The organism is Burkholderia sp. BCC1644 (assembly GCF_902833225.1).
Lineage (GTDB): Bacteria > Pseudomonadota > Gammaproteobacteria > Burkholderiales > Burkholderiaceae > Burkholderia.
On sequence record NZ_CADFEI010000034.1, the window covers coordinates 38,435 to 54,720 of the forward strand.

Annotated in this window: 13 protein-coding genes; 5 read left to right on the top strand and 8 right to left on the bottom strand. The window is 66.9% G+C overall.

What is annotated here, in order from left to right:
- Window positions 1-31: 31 nt before the first annotated feature.
- The gene (locus tag HWX87_RS36970) at window positions 32-490 is read right to left on the bottom strand and encodes a MerR family transcriptional regulator (protein ID WP_176051719.1); all 459 of its coding nucleotides are present in this window, start codon (window positions 488-490) and stop codon (window positions 32-34) included.
- A gap of 77 nt (window positions 491-567) precedes the next feature.
- Here HWX87_RS36970 and HWX87_RS36975 point away from each other — a divergent pair, with 77 nt between their 5' ends.
- Complete coding sequence (locus tag HWX87_RS36975) at window positions 568-1,812, top strand: NADH:flavin oxidoreductase/NADH oxidase family protein (protein ID WP_176051720.1); 1,245 nt, start codon at window positions 568-570, stop codon at window positions 1,810-1,812.
- 66 nt (window positions 1,813-1,878) lie between these two features.
- Here HWX87_RS36975 and HWX87_RS36980 read toward each other — a convergent pair whose 3' ends face one another.
- The 5 genes from HWX87_RS36980 to HWX87_RS37000 form a co-directional block, all read right to left on the bottom strand.
- Window positions 1,879-3,996, bottom strand: a complete 2,118-nt coding sequence (locus HWX87_RS36980; RefSeq protein WP_176051721.1) for a TonB-dependent receptor — start codon at window positions 3,994-3,996, stop codon at window positions 1,879-1,881.
- A gap of 40 nt (window positions 3,997-4,036) precedes the next feature.
- The gene (locus HWX87_RS36985; RefSeq protein WP_176051722.1) at window positions 4,037-5,506 is read right to left on the bottom strand and encodes a PepSY domain-containing protein; all 1,470 of its coding nucleotides are present in this window, start codon (window positions 5,504-5,506) and stop codon (window positions 4,037-4,039) included.
- 242 nt (window positions 5,507-5,748) lie between these two features.
- Window positions 5,749-6,234 carry a hypothetical protein gene (locus tag HWX87_RS36990; RefSeq protein WP_176051723.1) on the bottom strand — a complete coding sequence of 162 codons (486 nt, stop codon included), beginning with the start codon at window positions 6,232-6,234 and terminating at the stop codon, window positions 5,749-5,751.
- 94 nt (window positions 6,235-6,328) lie between these two features.
- Window positions 6,329-6,883, bottom strand: a complete 555-nt coding sequence (locus tag HWX87_RS36995) for a hypothetical protein (protein WP_176051724.1) — start codon at window positions 6,881-6,883, stop codon at window positions 6,329-6,331.
- 73 nt (window positions 6,884-6,956) lie between these two features.
- Window positions 6,957-7,280 (bottom strand): DNA-binding protein, encoded by a 324-nt coding sequence (locus HWX87_RS37000; RefSeq protein WP_176051725.1) that lies wholly within the window; start codon window positions 7,278-7,280, stop codon window positions 6,957-6,959.
- A 591-nt stretch (window positions 7,281-7,871) separates the two neighbouring features.
- Between HWX87_RS37000 and HWX87_RS37005 the strand changes: the two genes are divergently transcribed.
- Window positions 7,872-8,504 (top strand): LysE family translocator, encoded by a 633-nt coding sequence (locus tag HWX87_RS37005; protein WP_176051726.1) that lies wholly within the window; start codon window positions 7,872-7,874, stop codon window positions 8,502-8,504.
- Between the two features lie 69 nt (window positions 8,505-8,573).
- Here the strand turns inward: HWX87_RS37005 and HWX87_RS37010 are convergent, their stop codons facing one another.
- Complete coding sequence (locus HWX87_RS37010; RefSeq protein ID WP_176051727.1) at window positions 8,574-10,202, bottom strand: NADP-dependent glyceraldehyde-3-phosphate dehydrogenase; 1,629 nt, start codon at window positions 10,200-10,202, stop codon at window positions 8,574-8,576.
- A gap of 903 nt (window positions 10,203-11,105) precedes the next feature.
- Here HWX87_RS37010 and HWX87_RS37015 point away from each other — a divergent pair.
- Window positions 11,106-13,235, top strand: coding sequence for a TonB-dependent siderophore receptor (locus tag HWX87_RS37015; RefSeq protein ID WP_176051728.1), 2,130 nt, complete (start codon window positions 11,106-11,108; stop codon window positions 13,233-13,235).
- A 74-nt stretch (window positions 13,236-13,309) separates the two neighbouring features.
- The gene (locus HWX87_RS37020) at window positions 13,310-13,801 is read left to right on the top strand and encodes a hypothetical protein (RefSeq protein ID WP_244137843.1); all 492 of its coding nucleotides are present in this window, start codon (window positions 13,310-13,312) and stop codon (window positions 13,799-13,801) included.
- Window positions 13,802-13,814: 13 nt separating this feature from the next.
- Here the strand turns inward: HWX87_RS37020 and HWX87_RS37025 are convergent, their stop codons facing one another.
- Window positions 13,815-14,762 carry a LysR family transcriptional regulator gene (locus HWX87_RS37025; RefSeq protein ID WP_176051729.1) on the bottom strand — a complete coding sequence of 316 codons (948 nt, stop codon included), beginning with the start codon at window positions 14,760-14,762 and terminating at the stop codon, window positions 13,815-13,817.
- Window positions 14,763-14,988: 226 nt separating this feature from the next.
- Here HWX87_RS37025 and HWX87_RS37030 point away from each other — a divergent pair, with 226 nt between their 5' ends.
- Window positions 14,989-16,017 carry a DUF1338 domain-containing protein gene (locus tag HWX87_RS37030; RefSeq protein WP_176051730.1) on the top strand — a complete coding sequence of 343 codons (1,029 nt, stop codon included), beginning with the start codon at window positions 14,989-14,991 and terminating at the stop codon, window positions 16,015-16,017.
- The last annotated feature ends 269 nt before the right edge of the window (window positions 16,018-16,286 follow it).

Sequence of the window (16,286 nt, forward strand, 5' to 3'; positions counted from 1 at the left end):
GGTTGATCGATGGGGGACGCAGTGCAATCCGTCACGCGCGCTTGCGCGCCGGCCGTACGACGGGCGCGGGTTCGAGCGGCTGGCTGGCCTGCTCGCAGAGGCGGTCGAGCATCCGTTGCGCGGCGCCCGCGCAATCCTCGCCTGCGGGCTTGTTCTCGATCTCGTCGATCAGCGTCTCCAGTTGCTGCCGGTTCTGCACGAGCCGCTGTTCGAGCAGCGCGATCTCGTCGACCTTGTGCCGCAGCGCGACCAGCAGTTCGTCGCGCGGCCACGCGCCGAGATCGGGCGGCAGCACCGCGCGGATTTCGTCGAGCGCGAAGCCCGCGCGCTGTGCGCGGTCGATGATCGCGAGCCGCGTCAACGCTTCCGACCCGTATTCCCGATAGCCGTTTGCCTGACGGCGGGCCGGTTCGAGCAGGCCGCTCGCTTCGTAAAAACGGATGCGCGACGCCGCGAGGCCGCTCGCCTTCGCCAGTTCGCCGATTTTCATGGTGTGCTCCAAAAGGGCTTGACCTTAAAGTTGACTTTAAAGTTATCGTTGGGCATCGTCAATCGAGGATGTCCACCATGAATCTGTTTACGCCGCTGACACTGCCCAACGGGGCGGTGATTCCGAACCGTCTGGCCAAGGCCGCGATGGAAGAGAACATGGCCGATGCGGACCACGCACCGTCCGACGCATTGCTGCGCCTGTACCAGGCGTGGGCCGACGGCCAGGCCGGCCTGATCCTGACTGGCAACGTGATGGTGGACGGCCGCGCGATGACGGGGCCGAACGGCGTCGTGCTCGAGAGCGACGCGCATCTCGACCGCTTCCGCCGCTGGGCGCAGATCGCGCGCTCGGGCGGCGCGCACGTGTGGATGCAGATCAATCATCCGGGGCGCCAGATGCAGGCCGCGCTCGGCCAGACGACGCTCGCGCCGTCGGCCGTGCCGCTCGCGCTCGGCGCGCTGTCGAAGCAGTTCCCGGTGCCGAAGGAGATGACGGAAGCCGATATCCGCGACGTGCAGCAGCGCTTCGTGCGCGCCGCGCAGCTCGCGGAGCGAAGCGGCTTCACCGGCGTGCAGGTTCACGCGGCGCACGGCTATCTGCTGAGCCAGTTCCTGTCGCCGCTGACGAACCGTCGGCAGGACCAGTGGGGCGGCAGCATCGAGAATCGCGCGCGCCTGCTGCTCGATATCGTGAAGTCCGTGCGCGCGACGGTGTCACCGGAGTTCGTCGTTGCAGTGAAGCTGAACTCGGCCGATTTCCAGCGCGGCGGCTTCAGCGCGGACGACGCGAAGCGCGTGGTCGAACTGCTGAATCCGTTCAACGTCGATCTCGTCGAGCTGTCGGGTGGCAGCTATGAAGTGCCGGCGATGCAGGGCGAGGCGCGTGACGGGCGCACGTTGGCCCGTGAAGCGTATTTCCTCGAATTCGCGCGCGACATCACGGCCGTCGCGAAGATGCCGCTGATGGTCACGGGCGGGATCCGGCGCCGTGCGGTTGCCGAGCAGGTGGTGAACAGCGGCGTGGCGATGGTCGGCATCGCGACCGCGCTGTCGATCGATCCGAACCTGCCGCGCGACTGGCGCGCGGGCAAGGACAGCGCGCCGGTGCTGCAGCCGATCCGCTGGAAGAACAAGGCGCTGGGCGCGCTGGCCAACATGGCCGTCGTCAAGTTCCAGCTCACACGGCTCAGCGAGGGGCGGCGCACGCACCCGCAGGTGTCGCCGCTGCGCGCACTGGTGCGGCAGCAACTGGCCGCGCAGTGCCAGACGCGGCGCTACCGGAAGTGGATGGCGGGGCGTGCGGCGGGCACGCGTGCGTAATGTGCGCGTGCGTGCCTGCGGCGGCGCGGCCGGAGACTGACCGGCCGCGCCGCCGCGCAAGTACCGTCAGAACCGGTAGTTCGCCAGCACCTCGAAGCGCCGGTCGTTGCCGAGCAGGTACTGCGTCTCGTTGTAGTACGCGGACTGCACGTAGCGGCGGTTGAACACGTTGTACGCACGCGCGGTGAGCGTCGTGTCCTTGCGCGGCTTCCACGCGAGACCGAGGTCGACGGTCGTGTACGACGGCATCACGAGCTGGTTCGCGGTATCGGCGAAGCGCTTGCCGACGTACTTGACGCCCGCGATGCCCGTCCAGTCCGGCGCGAAGCGCCAGCTCACCCACAGGTTCGCGAGCCGCTGCGGCACCGATACCGGCACGTTGCCCGCGCGCGACACCGTGGTGCCGCCGGACGACTGCTGGAAATCGTCGTATTTCGCGCGCAGGATCGACACGTTCGCGTCGACCCGCCAGTCCTTCGCGATCTCCGCGCCGACCGTCGCCTCGAGCCCGCGCGACGACTGCTGGCCGACCTGGATCGACTGGTTCGGGTTCACCGGATCGGCCGTCAACAGGTTGCTCTTCACGATCCGGTACGCGGCGAGCGTCCATTCCGCCTTGCCGTCGAGGAACGACTGCTTCACGCCGATCTCGATCTGCCTGCCGGTCGCGAGCGTGAAGTTCGCCTTCGACGCATTCAGCGACAGCAGCGAGCTGACCGGATCGGCCGACACCGAGTACTGGCCATACACGGCGAGACCGGGCCGCACGTCGTACACGGTGCCGATGCGCCAGCCCGTATTCGCGAATACCTTCGTGAATGCGCCGCCGTTGACGAGATCGTCACGGTTCACGCTTGCGTGGTCGTAGCGCAGCCCGCCGATCACCGACCAGCGCGACGTGATTTCGAGCCGGTTCTCCGCGAACAGCGCGTACTGGTTCGACTGGCTGCGGTACTTCGGATAGGTGCCGGCCGTGTTGATGAAACTGCCCGGGTCGAAGTTGAACGGATCGACCGTCGACGTGCCCGAATACGGCGAGTTGTTGTCGTGCTGGAACGTCGTGTGGTTGAACTCGAAGCCGGTCGAGAACGTGTTGCGCATGCCGAGCAGCGCGCGGCTCACGGTGGCCGTCGTCACGTTGCCGTACTGTTCCTGGTCGTGGAAGATTTCCGTGTAGCTGCTGCGCCGGACCTGCGCGCTCGACGGCAGGTACGTGTAGTACTCGGCGTCCTTCCAGTGACGGTTGCTCTTCATCCGGTACAGCGTGGTCGTCACGTTCAGGCTGTCGCTCGGCTGCCAGTTCGCCGATACGGTGGCCCAGCTGTCGCGGAACGCGATGTCGCTGTCGCCGACGTTGTAGTTCTTCTTGTCGAGCGCGCGATCGCGCGCGCCGTTCACGAGCGGCACGCCGAAATACTGCATCGGGTGCATGAAGCCCTGCGCATACGACGCCGTCACGTACAGGTCGGGCGTGACATCGTAGCGCAGCGCGCCGGAGACCGACAGGTTGCGCGAATCGCCGCGGTCGACCCAGTTCGACGAGCGGTTGCCGCTGATGTCGAAGCGGTACGACAGCTTGTCGTTGATCGCGCCGCCGCTGCCGAACGCGGCGCGCGCCGTGCCCTCGGTGCCGCCGCCGACCTGCAGCTCGTTGCGGATCGGCGTGCGCGTCGGCTTCTTCGGCACGATGTTGACGACGCCGCCGATCGCACCTTCGCCGTAGATCACCGAAGCCGGGCCGCGCAGCACGTCGATATGGTCGACCGACCACGTGTCGAACGGGAACGTGACACCGATCGCGCCGTACGGGCGCACGCCGTCATAGAGCTGCGTGACCGACGACGCACCGACGAAGCCGCGCGCGGCGAGCTCCGAGTTGCCGTTGCCGGGGTGCGGCGACGCGCTGATGCCGGCGGCGCGGCTCACTGCGTCGATGATCGAACTGTCGCCGCGCGTATCGAGCGTCTTGCGATCGATCTGCTCGACGCTCGCGGGCGTTTCGAGCGACGACAGCCCGAGATGGCTGCCGGTGTCGAGGGGTTGCGTGAGCGCGGGCGCTTTCTGCGCGTCGACGCGGATCGGGGCGAGCGTGGCGCCCGTGCGGTCGATACCGCTTTCCTGTGCCTGCCCGGCGGGTGAGAAGGCCGCGAGAACGGCGGCGGGCAGCATCAATCTGAACTTCATTGTTTCGGTTTCCTTCGAATGGGGGAAGCGCTTGCGTCGATCACGCAGCGGTACGCGTCGCGCGGCCGAACAGCAGCCGGTCGGCGAGCCAGACCGCGACGATCGTGATTCCCGTCAACGGGAAGACGATGCCGAGCAGCACGAGCCCGGCGATCCAGCCGCGCATCGGCGGCGTGCCGCGTTCGCGCGACGGTGCGCCCAGCTTTCCGGCCGGGCGGCGCTTCCACCACATCACGGCGCCCGTGACGGCCATCGCGGCCAGCCCGAGCGACAACACCGCGCAGATGATCTGGTTCGCGAGCCCGAAGTAGCGGCCCATGTGCAGCGACGTGCCGTACGACACGGCACGCGATACCGCGCCGTAGTCGTCATAGCGGATGTCCTTCAGCACGGCGCCGCTGTACTGGTCGAGGTAGATCGTGCGTTCCGCCTTCGGGTCGGCGGGGAAGTACGACGCGGTGAACACGCCGTCCGCGCCGGACGGCAGCGCGAGCGTGTAGCCGCTCGTCACGCCGAGGCCGCCGACGATCGCGATCGCGCGGGCCAGCGGCAGCGGTGCGGGCGTCGGCGCTGACGGCGAATGCGGAACGGGCACGTTGCCGACCGCCCACGGCGTTTGCGGCAACGGCAGGTCGTCCATCACCATCCCCGGCATCGAGTCGTCCGAATCGTGGTGATGGCCCGATGGCGCGGCGGCTTGCGCAGGCGCATGCCCGGGCGTCGTGACGGCGCCCGGGCGCGTCGAGCGCACCGATGAGCCGCCCCAGGCGCCTTCCGGCGCGCCGAGGTTCACGGTCGCCGCGAGCGCCTTGAAGTTCTTGCCCCACGAGCCCGACCACGGCAGCCCCGACAGGATGAACGCGACGGTGCCGGCCGCGAGCCAGATGCCGGCCGTCGCGTGGAGGCTTTTCCACAGCGGCCGGCCGCGCAGCGACAGGTCGGGCCGCAGTGCGCGCCCGACGCGCGCGGCGCCGCGCGGCCACCACAGCGCGATGCCGGTGCCGATCATCACGAAGGTCCAGCACGCGGCGAGCTCCATCAGCAGTTCGCCCGTCTTGCCGAGCAACAGCTTGCGATGCAGCATCCGGGCGACCTGCATGAAGCGGTTCTCGACGCTCAGCGTGCCGAGCACGCTGCCGTCGTACGGGTTCACGTACACGCTCTCGCGGCTGCCGTCGCGCAGCCGGAATACGTATTCGGCGCTGCGGTCGGGCGCGGTGGATACCTGCACGGACACCGGCGTTGCGCCGGCCGGCATCGCGGTGCGTGCGCGCGCGAGCAGCGTGTCGGCGTCGAGCCGCGGCGTGGCGCGCGGCTCGACGACCAGCCGGTGCGGATACAGCAGCGGCTCGATCTGCGGCTGGAAGCAGTAAAGCGTGCCCGTGATCGCGAGGATCACGAGGAACGGCATCACGAACAGGCCGGCATAGAAGTGCCAGCGCCAGAGCGTCCGGTAACCGGCGCTTGCGGAACGGGTGGGCGAGATTGCCCGATCGACGGTGGTCGACATGGTGTCAGCTCCTCGTGTTCGTCGAGCGGCGAGACCGGCGCGGGCCGGCCGCCGTCAACGCGCGTCGCACCCGCGTGCGCGCATCGACGCAACGGGCGGCGCGGCGTCATGCGCAATCGGTGCGCAACGCGGCGTCGCCCGCGCGACGCGGGCATGCGGATGAACGCTTGAATCAGGTCGTGTGAAACGAACGGCGTGAACGCGCATGCACATCGACGTGCACGCGCCACAGGGCGGAACGTTCAGCAGAACAGAGGAGGGGCGCGAGAAGGCGGGCGATCGTCGAATATCGATCGCACGAAAGGAAGACTGTCGAAGTGAACGCGGAACCGTCGCGGCGCCGCGGCGGGAAACAGCAGCACCAGCAGCACGAACGACGCCAGCGCGGTGAACAGCGCGGCACCGAATGCGCACAGGCTGTCGCCGTTGCCGGAGGATGCCGTCTTGCCGGCATGCGCGTCATGCTTGAGCGCATCGACGAGCGCCAGCGCATCGTTGGCCGGCGTGATCGGCGCGCTCGCATCGAAGCGGGCGGCCAGGGCGGCGCCCGCGACGATCAGCGGGCCGCGGCCCGAACACAGCACCACCGAGCCCGCATCCGGACCGTCCGGATCGAGCATCACGGCGCCCGACATCAGCGCGCGGGACAGCAGCGTCACGAGGAGGAAACCCCACAGCAGCTGTCGCGCGACGCCTGGCCGAAGCAGGAAGCGGCGAAGTGCGTTCATGGCGCGCGATTGTACATCCGTTTGCGCGGCGGGGCCGGCGCGCGGCGCTGATGGACGGGATCAGCCGGTGCGCGGCCGGAAGCGGAACGCGGGGCTATTGCGGACGGGTTGATTCCGCGTCCGGCGCGACGTTCGCGGGGCCGTACGACCAGGTGCCGTCGGCCAGCGCAGTCAGCACGTTGCCCGTGCGCCCGTCGTACAGATGCCACTGCTCGTCGGCCGGGTCGTCGCCGTACGGCCAGGTCGTCAGCTTGCCGCCGAGGTCGAAGTCGAAGGCCCACGCACCCGGCTGGGTACGCGGCGCGACCGATCTCAGGAACTGTCCGTCGAGCTGCTGCGCGGCGGCCGCGATGTCGCCGGCGCGCGATTCGCTATGCGCGAGTTCACGGCCGTCGAATGCGATCGACCAGTGGCAGTAGCAGATCCACAGGTGCCCGTCGCCGGCGACGGTCACGTGCCGCGACGCCAGCCTGTCGCGCGCCGAGGCGGACAGGCCGGACGCGCCGATGCGCGGCTCGCGGACATGCAGCGCGGGTTGCCCGAACTCGAACGTGAGGAAGCTGCCCTGGCCTTTCGTCACGGACCAGGCCGGCGTGTCGCAGATGGCCGGCCAGATCCGGTCGAAGTCGGCCGCGTTCACGAGGGGCATGTCGATGGACGGAACCCGGCGCGGCCGTGCCTGCCGCGATGGCCGTCCGTGGCAGCCGATGCGGTGTGCCGGTTCAAGCCGGATAGGCGTCGTCGACCTTCAGGTTCGCGAGCCGGAACAGCGTGCGCAGCGTCTGCGGATGAATGTCGCGGTGCGATGCAAGCGACGTCAGCATGAAGTCGAGCACTTTGGCGTAGCGAAGCAGCACGAGGCAACGCGCGAGATCGGGGGTACGGCCGCGCATGTCTTCGGCGAGGTTGACCATGTGCGTCGACAGCGTGCGCGCCATCTCGAGTTCCATCTGCTGTTTTTCGGTCCAGTCGGGCAGCGGCTGTTCGAGCACCTTCGCGAGAAAGAGCTGGAATGACGTATCGGACGAGTTGGGCAGCGCATCCATGAAGAGCCTCGTGCGTGTGCGGATCGTTCGGGCGAATCCGTGGACGCGCCCGTGGGTGGATGTGTGTCCGCGCGTTGACCGGCGCGGTGTTCACCCGAACGGAATGCAGGTTCCGTACCAGCGTCGCGACACGATTGTTGAGTAATGTTGAGCCGTGATAACGCGATGTCGGCGAGTCCCGCCGGTACTGGATCGAGGCTGCGCTCGAGGAAGGCATCCATACGCGTGGCGCGATGTGTGCCGCGCACACCAAACGGATCGACGAGTCGAAATGCTTCAGGGATGTAACGTAACGCCCGCATAAAACGCGTCGCATGATTCCGTCGACGAACGGCCGGAACGATGCGTTTCGCGCGTCGCGGCCACGTCCGACGTACGTTCGCCGGTGCCGCATGCCGCAACCGGACGCCTCGCGTTGCACGGCGCAAACCGGCTGCGAATGCCTCAGGTGTTTCAAAACCGAGACGTATACGCGAGCGACGATCCGGGCCCATGGCCGCGAAACTGGCCCAGCGAATCGCCGGCCAACTGTCCATGGGCAGACGGCGCGCGTTTGCCAACAATCTCCAGATCATCCCTGCGAGGTTCGACATGAGCGTCCACGCCTTCTTCTCGGCCAACCTGCTGCTCGCCTATACGGCTTACTTCATCGGCACCGCCAGCCCGGGGCCGAGCAACCTGGCGATCATGTCGGTCGCCGCGAACCAGGGCCGCAAGGCGGCGCTGGCGTTCGCGCTCGGTGTGATTTCGGGGTCGATGTTCTGGGCGACGGTGGCGGCGCTCGGCGTGTCGGCCGCGCTGCTCGCGTGGTCGAAGCTGCTGGTCGCGATCAAGGTATTCGGCGGGCTGTACCTGCTGTGGCTCGCGTTCAAGTCGGGGCGCACGGCGCTGTCGGGCCCGGCGGCGGCATCGGTGAACGCGGCGCGCGAGCAACGGTTGTCGCGCTTCTACGTGCGCGGCGCGATGCTGCACCTGACCAATCCGAAGGCGATCCTCGTGTGGGTATCGATCGTCGCGCTGTCGTCGAACGGGGCGGGTGCGTCGCACGGCGCCGTCGTGCCGGGCTGCCTCGTGATCGGCAGCCTCGTGTTCGGCGGTTACGCGCTCGTGTTCTCGATGGACGGTGCACGGCGGCTGTACGTGCGTGGCCGCCGTGCGATGGACGCGTGTCTGGCCGTCGTGTTCGGCGTGGCGGGGATTCGGCTGCTGGTGACGAACGTCTAGCCGCGCGGTCGTTGCCGAAACCCTCCGCGGCGCCGATGCACGGCGGAGGGTTCCAACATCGACGCGGCTTCAGAAAATGAAGCCCGTGTTGATGAACTTCGAGTGGTGATCCGACACGATCGAATCGAGCAGCTGCTTGCTGCTGTCGGTCTGCTTCGCGGCGACCATCGAGCGGATCGAGAACGCGCGCAGCGCGTCGCTCACCGACAGCGTGCCTTCGGCCGAATCCTTGCGGCCCGCGAACGGGAACACGTCGGGCCCGCGCTGGCACTGGCAGTTGATGTTCACGCGGCACACCTGGTTCACGAGCGGATCGACGAGCGCGCCGATCTGCGCCGGATCGGAACCGAAGATGCTGACCTGCTGGCCGTGATCCGACGTCGTCACGTAGTCGAGCGCGGTCTCGACGTCGTCGAACGGCGCGACTGGAATGATCGGCCCGAACTGTTCCTCGCGGTACAGCTTCATCCCTTCCGACACCGGATACACGACGGCCGGATAGAACAGCGTCTTGCTGAACTCGCCGCCCGAATGATTGACGACCTGCGCGCCCCTGGCCTTCGCGTCGTCGATCGCGTCCGTCATGTAGGCCGTGCGATGCATGCCGGGCAGCGGCGTGATGCTGACGCCTTTCTCCCACGGCATGCCGATCTTCAGCTGTTCGAGCGCGGCGGTGAAGCGCTTCAGGAATTCGTCGACGATCGAACGGTGCACGAGCAGCATCTTCAGCGCGGTGCAGCGCTGGCCGTTGAACGACAGCGCGCCGAGCAGGCACTCCTTCACGGTCAGGTCGAGATCGGCATCGGGCAGCACGATCGCCGCGTTCTTCGCGTCGAGGCCGAGGATCGCACGCAGCCGGTGCGATTTCGGGTGCTGCTTCTTCAGGTGATCGGCGACCTTGCTCGACCCGATCAGCGCGAGCACGTTGATCTTGCCCGATGCGAGCATGTGCGGCACGACCACCGCGCCGGGCGCGTAGATCGTGTTGATCACGCCCTTCGGGAACGCGTCGCGGAACGCTTCGAGCAGCGGCTCGAACAGCAGCGTGCCGTACTGGGGCGGCTTGAACACCACGGTGTTGCCCATCAGCAGCGCGGGGATCAGCGTCGCGAACGTCTCGTTCAGCGGATAGTTGTACGGGCCCATGCACAGCACGACGCCGAGCGGCGTGCGGCGGATCTGGCCGATCGTGCCTTCCGCGATCACGAAGCGCGAGTTCGCGTTGTCGAGCTCCTTCAGCGCATCGATCGTCTGCGTCATGTACGTGACGGTGCGGTCGAATTCCTTCTGCGAATCGGCGAGGCTCTTGCCGATCTCCCACATGATCAGGTTCACGACGAGCTCGCGCTGCGCGACCATCCGCTTGATGAAGTCCTGCATGCACGCGATGCGCTGCTCGACCTTCATCGTCGGCCACTCGCCGCGACCGGCGTCGTACGCGTGCACCGCGGCATCGAGCGCCGCGTCGCTTTCCGTTTCGCCCATCACCGGGTAGCTGCCGATTTCGACCTGCTCGACGCTGCCGTCTGCCTGCCGCACGCACACGGGCGACAGCACGGTCTTGGTCGCGCCGTCCCACGGCCGCAGTTCGCCGTCGACGAGCGACACGCGCTGATGGATCGGGGCAGTGAGCCGGAACTCGGCGGGGATGTCCTGATAGGCGGGAAACAGCTGCTGCAGGGAGGCGGAATCGGGCATGACGGTCTCGTTTGACGGGGTGTCCGGGAAGGACGGGCGATGCGAATCCTGAGCTGAATGATCCTCGATCCTGAATCGGCATGATGACGCGCACACGACGACGCGTCACGCGGGAACCTGGCCGAATCAATGAATGGAACCAGTTCCATTAAAAAGGAACGTCGTCGCGAATGCAAGAATTGCCGAATCGCTTCGCGTGAACCGTAAGCATTTGGAAAGACTGTTTCCGAATAGCCGGTATAACGTGCCCGGTGCGTTCGCAAACGTTTCACTCTGGCCGGATTGAGCGGATAATGGCGCGGCGCGGCGAAGAAAAAAATGAAGTGAGCCTGAGAGCAGACGTAGTGAAGAACAGAAGTAGGTCCGCCGCGTTGCCGATGCGAGGTCGGCTGCCCGGAGCGCCGGGTCGGGGTTGCCCGGTCCGGCGCGCACCGGACATTTGCATGCGTCCCGCATGCTTCACCGGATCCTTCGTGATCCTCTCCAGTTTCTCCCTCGTCGTTGCCCGAATCCCGCCTTCCAATTGATCGTCTCCGCATGACGCGGCTGATCTCATCCTTTCGGTTTTATTACGTTCCGGGCGGGCCAAACCCGCGAAACAGAAAGGCATTCGTCAGGAATGCAGAGCGCAATGCGTGCGCACGTTGCGGGCAGGCGACATGTTAAAAATTAACTAAAAACACGAATCATTCTCGTTTAATATTTCGCTCCGTTACGAGCCATGACATTCCGTCACGGCTCTTTCGTGCCGGTCGTGCCGGCCGGCATGCGCGACGGGGCGATCCTCCGCGCGCCACCGCCTGCTTCACGGAAAGGGCGTCGTCAGCCGATGCGCCGCACGACTCGCGCATTGGCCGGACACGTTTCCGTTCGCCGTTTTTCTTCACCACCCCTACGTTCACGATGAAACTCAACAAGAGCGCCTGCCATGCGCTTCTGATCGCCACGTCGCTGGCTGGCGTTCGTACCGCGTTCGCCCAGGCGAGCGATGCCGCGGCAACCTTGCCCGCAATTTCCGTCAACGCGGCCGCCGAGCATGCGTCGTACGACGGCGGCCACTCGCGCGCGGCGACCAAGACCGACATGTCGCTGATGGACGTCCCGCAGACGGTGAACGTCGTCCCGCACGCAGTGATCGAGGACCAGAACGCGACGTCGATGCAGGACGCACTGCGCAACGTGCCGGGCGTCGGCTTCTCGGTCGGCGATGGCCAGCGCGACCAGATCACGATCCGCGGTTTCAACAGCATCACGGACCAGTACGTCGACGGTATTCGCGACGATGCGCTGTACTACCGCGACCTGTCGAACGTCGATCGCGTCGAGGTGCTGAAGGGGCCGGCGGCCGTGCTGTACGGGCGTGGCTCGGCGGGCGGCATCGTGAATCGCGTGCTGAAGCGGCCGCTGGCGACCCCGGTGAACGACGTGGGCGTGACGCTCGGCACGCGCGGCGAGCGGCGCGGCGAATTCGACCTCGGCTGGAACGCGAACGACGCGGCGCGTTTTCGCATCACCGGCGCGGCCGAGAACTCGAACAGCTTCCGCGACCAGTTCCAGCTCAACCGCCAGGCGATCGCGCCGTCCGCGCAGTTCAAGCTCGACAGCGACACGGTGCTGAACGTCGAATTCGACTACCTGCACGACCGCCGCACGTCCGACCAGGGCCTGCCCGCGTACGGCGGCCGGCCGGTCGACGTGCCGATCAACACGTACTACGGTTCGGCTGATGCGGCGAACAGCTCGTACAACGACATTTCCGCGAAGAGCGCGACGGTGTCGCTCGATCACCGCTTCAACGATTCGCTGTCGTTCCACGGCGCGATCCGCGCGTACGACTTCTCGCTCGAACGCAAGAACTACGTGACGTACGAGCCGATCAAGACTTCCGCGCACCCGGTCGTCACGCTCGACCAGTCGACGCGCCAGCGCACCGATCACGGCATCGACGGCGTGTTCGAACTCACGCAGAAGACCTCGCTGTTCGGCATGCGCCATGAGCTGCTGTACGGGCTCGAACTGTCGCAGCAGCAGAAGTTCGACACGATCTACAGCGTGACGAAGGTCGCGACCTACGATCTGTTCAATCCGCAGCAGGTGATCCTGCCCGGCGTGCCGAGCGGCGCGCGGGCGAAGACGAATGCGTCGACCGTCGTCGGGCTCGCGGGCGTCTACGCGCAGGACCTGATCTCGCTGACCGAGCACTGGAAAGTGCTCGCCGGCTTGCGCTTCGACTACCTGAACCAGATCCGCCACGACTACACGTCGTCGAACGTCAACCTCGACCGCACCGATCACGCGTGGAGCCCGCGCGTCGGCCTGATCTACGAACCGCTCGACTGGCTGACGCTGTACGGGTCGTTCAGCCAGTCGTTCTCGCCGCTCGCCGACACGCTGATCAGTTCCGGCGCGTTCGCGAACGGCGCCGCGCTCGCGCCGCAGAAGACCACCGCGTATGAAGTCGGCTCGCGCTTCGACCTCGGCGGCAAGGCGACGGCCAGCGTCGCGCTGTTCGACATGCGTCAGACCAACCAGCAGATCGGCGATCCCGCGAACCCCGGCTATGCGCTGCCGATCGGCACGCAGCACGTGCGCGGGATGGAGCTCGGCTTCACCGGCGAGATCGCGCCGAAGTGGTCGGTGTATGCCGGTTACGCGTACCTGAACGGCACGGTCGACGGTTCCGCGCAATCGACGGCGGCCGGCCTCGCGGTGTCGAGCAACACGCCGGGGCTGATGCCGCGCCACAGCGCAAATCTGTGGCTCAAGCGCGAGTTGCCGTACGGTTTCTATGCGGCGGCCGGCATGCAGTTCCAGTCGGCGCGCTATGCGTCGGCGAGCGATCTCGTCACGCTGCCGTCGTTCACGGTGTTCAACCTCGGCGCCGGGTATCGCAGCAAGAAGGTCGACGTGACGCTCACGCTCGACAACCTGTTCAATCGCCGCTACTTCATCGCCGCGCACGGCAACGCCGACCTGTACAACATGCCCGGCGATCCGCGCACGCTGACCGCCACGGTGAAGTGGCACATGTAACGCGCGTCACGCGCATCGCGCGTGCGTTGCGCGACAATGCGGGTCATCGTCACGATGGCCCGCCTCTCACTGCCATGATCCGCCAAGCTGATGTATCGAACCTGACCGGCCGCGCCCGCACGCTGTGCGCCGTGTTGATGCTGGCGTGCGGTCCGGCCGCGGCGGGCGAGCCGCCGATCCTGGCCGATGCCGAGCCGGAATGCCATGCCGTGCATGTCGACCGGACGATCACGCTGTCGGGTCGTTACGCGCTCGATTACGACGATGAAGCGATCGGGCCGGACGTGTGGTTCGAAGAGGACGAAGCGTCGGCGAAGCGCTTGCCCGACCGCTCGCAACGCGCAGGGATGATCGTCTTCACGAACCAGGATGTGGCGCGACGCGGGCTGCGGCTGCCCGCCGCGCAGCCGCACGGCGTTTGCCTGCTCGACGGGCGCGCGACGCTCGTGATCCGCGATTTGTATACCGCGTGCCCGGGGCTGGAAACGCCCGACAGCGCGCGGCTGGTGAAGGTCGTCATGGCCAGCGTGCCGGCGCGGCACGCCTGCAACGCCACCGCGCCCTGACGCCGCCGCGCCGTTACTCGACGTCCTCGTCATCCTCCATATCGGCATCCTCCTCCGCGCGTTCCGGCGCGGCATACGCGCTCGCCTGTTCGAGCAGCCAGCCGCGGAACAGCTCCAGCGGCTTGCTGTGGCTGAATTCCGTCGGATACACGAGGTAGTACGCCGAATCGCCGACCGTCGCCGCGTCGCACGGCACGACCAGGCCGAGCTGCTGCAACTGTTCCTCGACGAAGAACTTCGGCACGAGCGCGATCCCGAGCCCGGCCGCGGCCGCGCTGATCAGCATCGTATGCAGCTCGTAGCGCACGCCCTGCATCGTGCGGATGTCCTCGACGCCGTGCGTCTCGAACCACTGCGCCCACGCGCCGGGGCGCGTCGTCGAGTGCAGCAGCGGATACGCGAGCAGATCCTCGACGCGCTCGACGGGCCCGTCGAGCAGCGCGGGCGAGCAGATCGGCACGACTTCTTCGCCGAACAGGTAGTCGGACGACGTACCGGGCCAGGTCGGCTTGCCGTAGTGGATCGCGGCCTCGAAGTGCGTGTCCTCGAACGAGAACAGGTCGGTGCGGCTGCCCATGTTCACGCGCACGTCGGGCGTGCGGTCGTAGAAGCTCTTGATGCGCGGGATCAGCCAGTGCGACGCGAAGGTCGGCAGCACCGCGAGCTCGAGATAGCCGCCGCCGCTGCCGTGCGCGATGATCGACAGCGTGTCGCGGTCGAGCGTTTCCAGCGCACGTCGCACCTGCGTGCCGTACAGCTTGCCGGCGCGCGTCAGCACGACGCGCTGCTTCACCCGGGCGAACAGCCGCACGCCGAGGCTGGCCTCCAGCGTCGCGATCTGGCGCGATACCGCGCTTTCGGTCAGGAACAGCTCCTTGGCCGCGTGCGTGAAGCTCTCGTGGCGTGCGGCGGCTTCGAAGGCCACGAGCGCGCCCATGTTGGGGATCTTGAATTTACGCATGATGCTCGATTCGTCTGACGAACAGGGCCGCGCCGCGCGGGGGGGGGAAGGCGGGCGAGGAATGGCTAATAATTCCAAAAACTCATCACGTGTCAATTTAATCTCGCTTTACGCCCGGCTGCAACCCTTTGAATAATGCTCCCCACGCAAGGCCAGGCGCCCGCTGGGCGGCCGGCCAACGAGTTGCCGGCACGTTTGCCGGCGGTCCCCCGAGACGAGAATCCTGATGCGCAATCCGAATATCGAGAGCTTGCTGACGAAGCTGCTGGGACAGGCGAAGACCGACGCCCTGTTCTCGACCCTGAACATGCCGGCCATCCTCGAAGAATGGGAAGACGGCGTCGTGACGCGCGCGGAAATCGCGCAGGCGATGAACATGGCGCTGTTCGAAGGGCTGCTCGAGCGTTCGGCGAACGGCCGGGCCTACACGGCCGAAGCGATCGAAAGCGGCGGCTCGGTCTATTTCGACCACGGCGCGCTGCGCACGGTGCGCTGGCCGAACACGGGCGCGCTGCCGCCGGGCGAAGCCGCGTTCACGCGCATCCTGCGTCCGCTCGGCTTCCGCCTGAACGGCCGCTACCCGCTCGACAAGCTCGGCATGACGGGCCGCGCGTATGCGCATGAAGACGCACCGGACGAAATCGCGCAGTTCTTCGTCAGCGAACTGCATCCGGAACGTTTCTCGAAGGAATTCCAGCAGGCCGTGACGAACGTCGTCGGCTCGTCGCGCGATCCGCTGTCGCCGGCGGCCGTCGCGCTGCTGTGGGAAGTCGAGCGCGAAGGCTGGCTGTCGCTGGACGCCGCGCAGGCGCTGCTGCCGGAAATCGTCGGTGCGTTCGCGCGCCAGCACGACTTGCCGAACGAACTCGACTACGAAACGCTGCTGATGGAATCGGCGGAAATGGCGTGGATCTCGACCGAAGGCAACGCGTTCAACCACGCGACCGACCGCGTCGCCGACGTGTTCAAGCTGTCCGACGACGAGAAGGCGAAGGGCCGGCCGATGAAGCCGGAAGTCGAGCGCTCGCGCTCGGGCCGCGTGTTCCAGACCGCGTATCGTGCCGACACCGTCGAGCGCGAGTTCCGCACGCGCGACGGCGGCACGGTGAAGCGCAACGTGCCGGGCTCGTTCTACGAGTTCATCACGCGCAAGCGCACGTTCGACCAGGGCGCGCGCCGCTGGGTGACCGACCTGCGTTTCGATGCGGGCAACGCGCAAGGCATCTTCAAGATGACGGCGAACGCGGCGAAGTAACGAACGGAGGGCGGCGCGCGACGTGCGCCGTTGAAGACGTGAGCGGATCGGGCAGGGCGTGCATGCGTCCTGCCCGATTTGCGTTGGGCGGCCGCGATGCAGCGGAACGCCGTGTCGCGGTCGATTGCGTCGTCGGGAAGACGAGGGGGTGCCCCTATGTGTTTCGTCAAGCGTTAGGGACTGACTTGGGTTGGTAAATGGTGCCGTCGCGCAGCATGGCGAACAGAACGTCGCAGCGTCGCCGTGCGAGCGCGATGAGCGCTTGGTTA

Coding starts and splice junctions, on each gene's coding strand:
- HWX87_RS36990 (WP_176051723.1), bottom strand. CDS start 6,234: ATGAACGCACTTCGCCGCTTCCTGCTTCGGCCAGGCGTCGCGCGACAG.
- HWX87_RS37005 (WP_176051726.1), top strand. CDS start 7,872: ATGAGCGTCCACGCCTTCTTCTCGGCCAACCTGCTGCTCGCCTATACG.
- HWX87_RS36970 (WP_176051719.1), bottom strand. CDS start 490: ATGAAAATCGGCGAACTGGCGAAGGCGAGCGGCCTCGCGGCGTCGCGC.
- HWX87_RS37025 (WP_176051729.1), bottom strand. CDS start 14,762: ATGCGTAAATTCAAGATCCCCAACATGGGCGCGCTCGTGGCCTTCGAA.
- HWX87_RS37000 (WP_176051725.1), bottom strand. CDS start 7,280: ATGGATGCGCTGCCCAACTCGTCCGATACGTCATTCCAGCTCTTTCTC.
- HWX87_RS37015 (WP_176051728.1), top strand. CDS start 11,106: ATGAAACTCAACAAGAGCGCCTGCCATGCGCTTCTGATCGCCACGTCG.
- HWX87_RS36980 (WP_176051721.1), bottom strand. CDS start 3,996: ATGAAGTTCAGATTGATGCTGCCCGCCGCCGTTCTCGCGGCCTTCTCA.
- HWX87_RS37010 (WP_176051727.1), bottom strand. CDS start 10,202: ATGCCCGATTCCGCCTCCCTGCAGCAGCTGTTTCCCGCCTATCAGGAC.
- HWX87_RS36985 (WP_176051722.1), bottom strand. CDS start 5,506: ATGTCGACCACCGTCGATCGGGCAATCTCGCCCACCCGTTCCGCAAGC.
- HWX87_RS37020 (WP_244137843.1), top strand. CDS start 13,310: ATGATCCGCCAAGCTGATGTATCGAACCTGACCGGCCGCGCCCGCACG.
- HWX87_RS36995 (WP_176051724.1), bottom strand. CDS start 6,883: ATGCCCCTCGTGAACGCGGCCGACTTCGACCGGATCTGGCCGGCCATC.
- HWX87_RS37030 (WP_176051730.1), top strand. CDS start 14,989: ATGCGCAATCCGAATATCGAGAGCTTGCTGACGAAGCTGCTGGGACAG.
- HWX87_RS36975 (WP_176051720.1), top strand. CDS start 568: ATGAATCTGTTTACGCCGCTGACACTGCCCAACGGGGCGGTGATTCCG.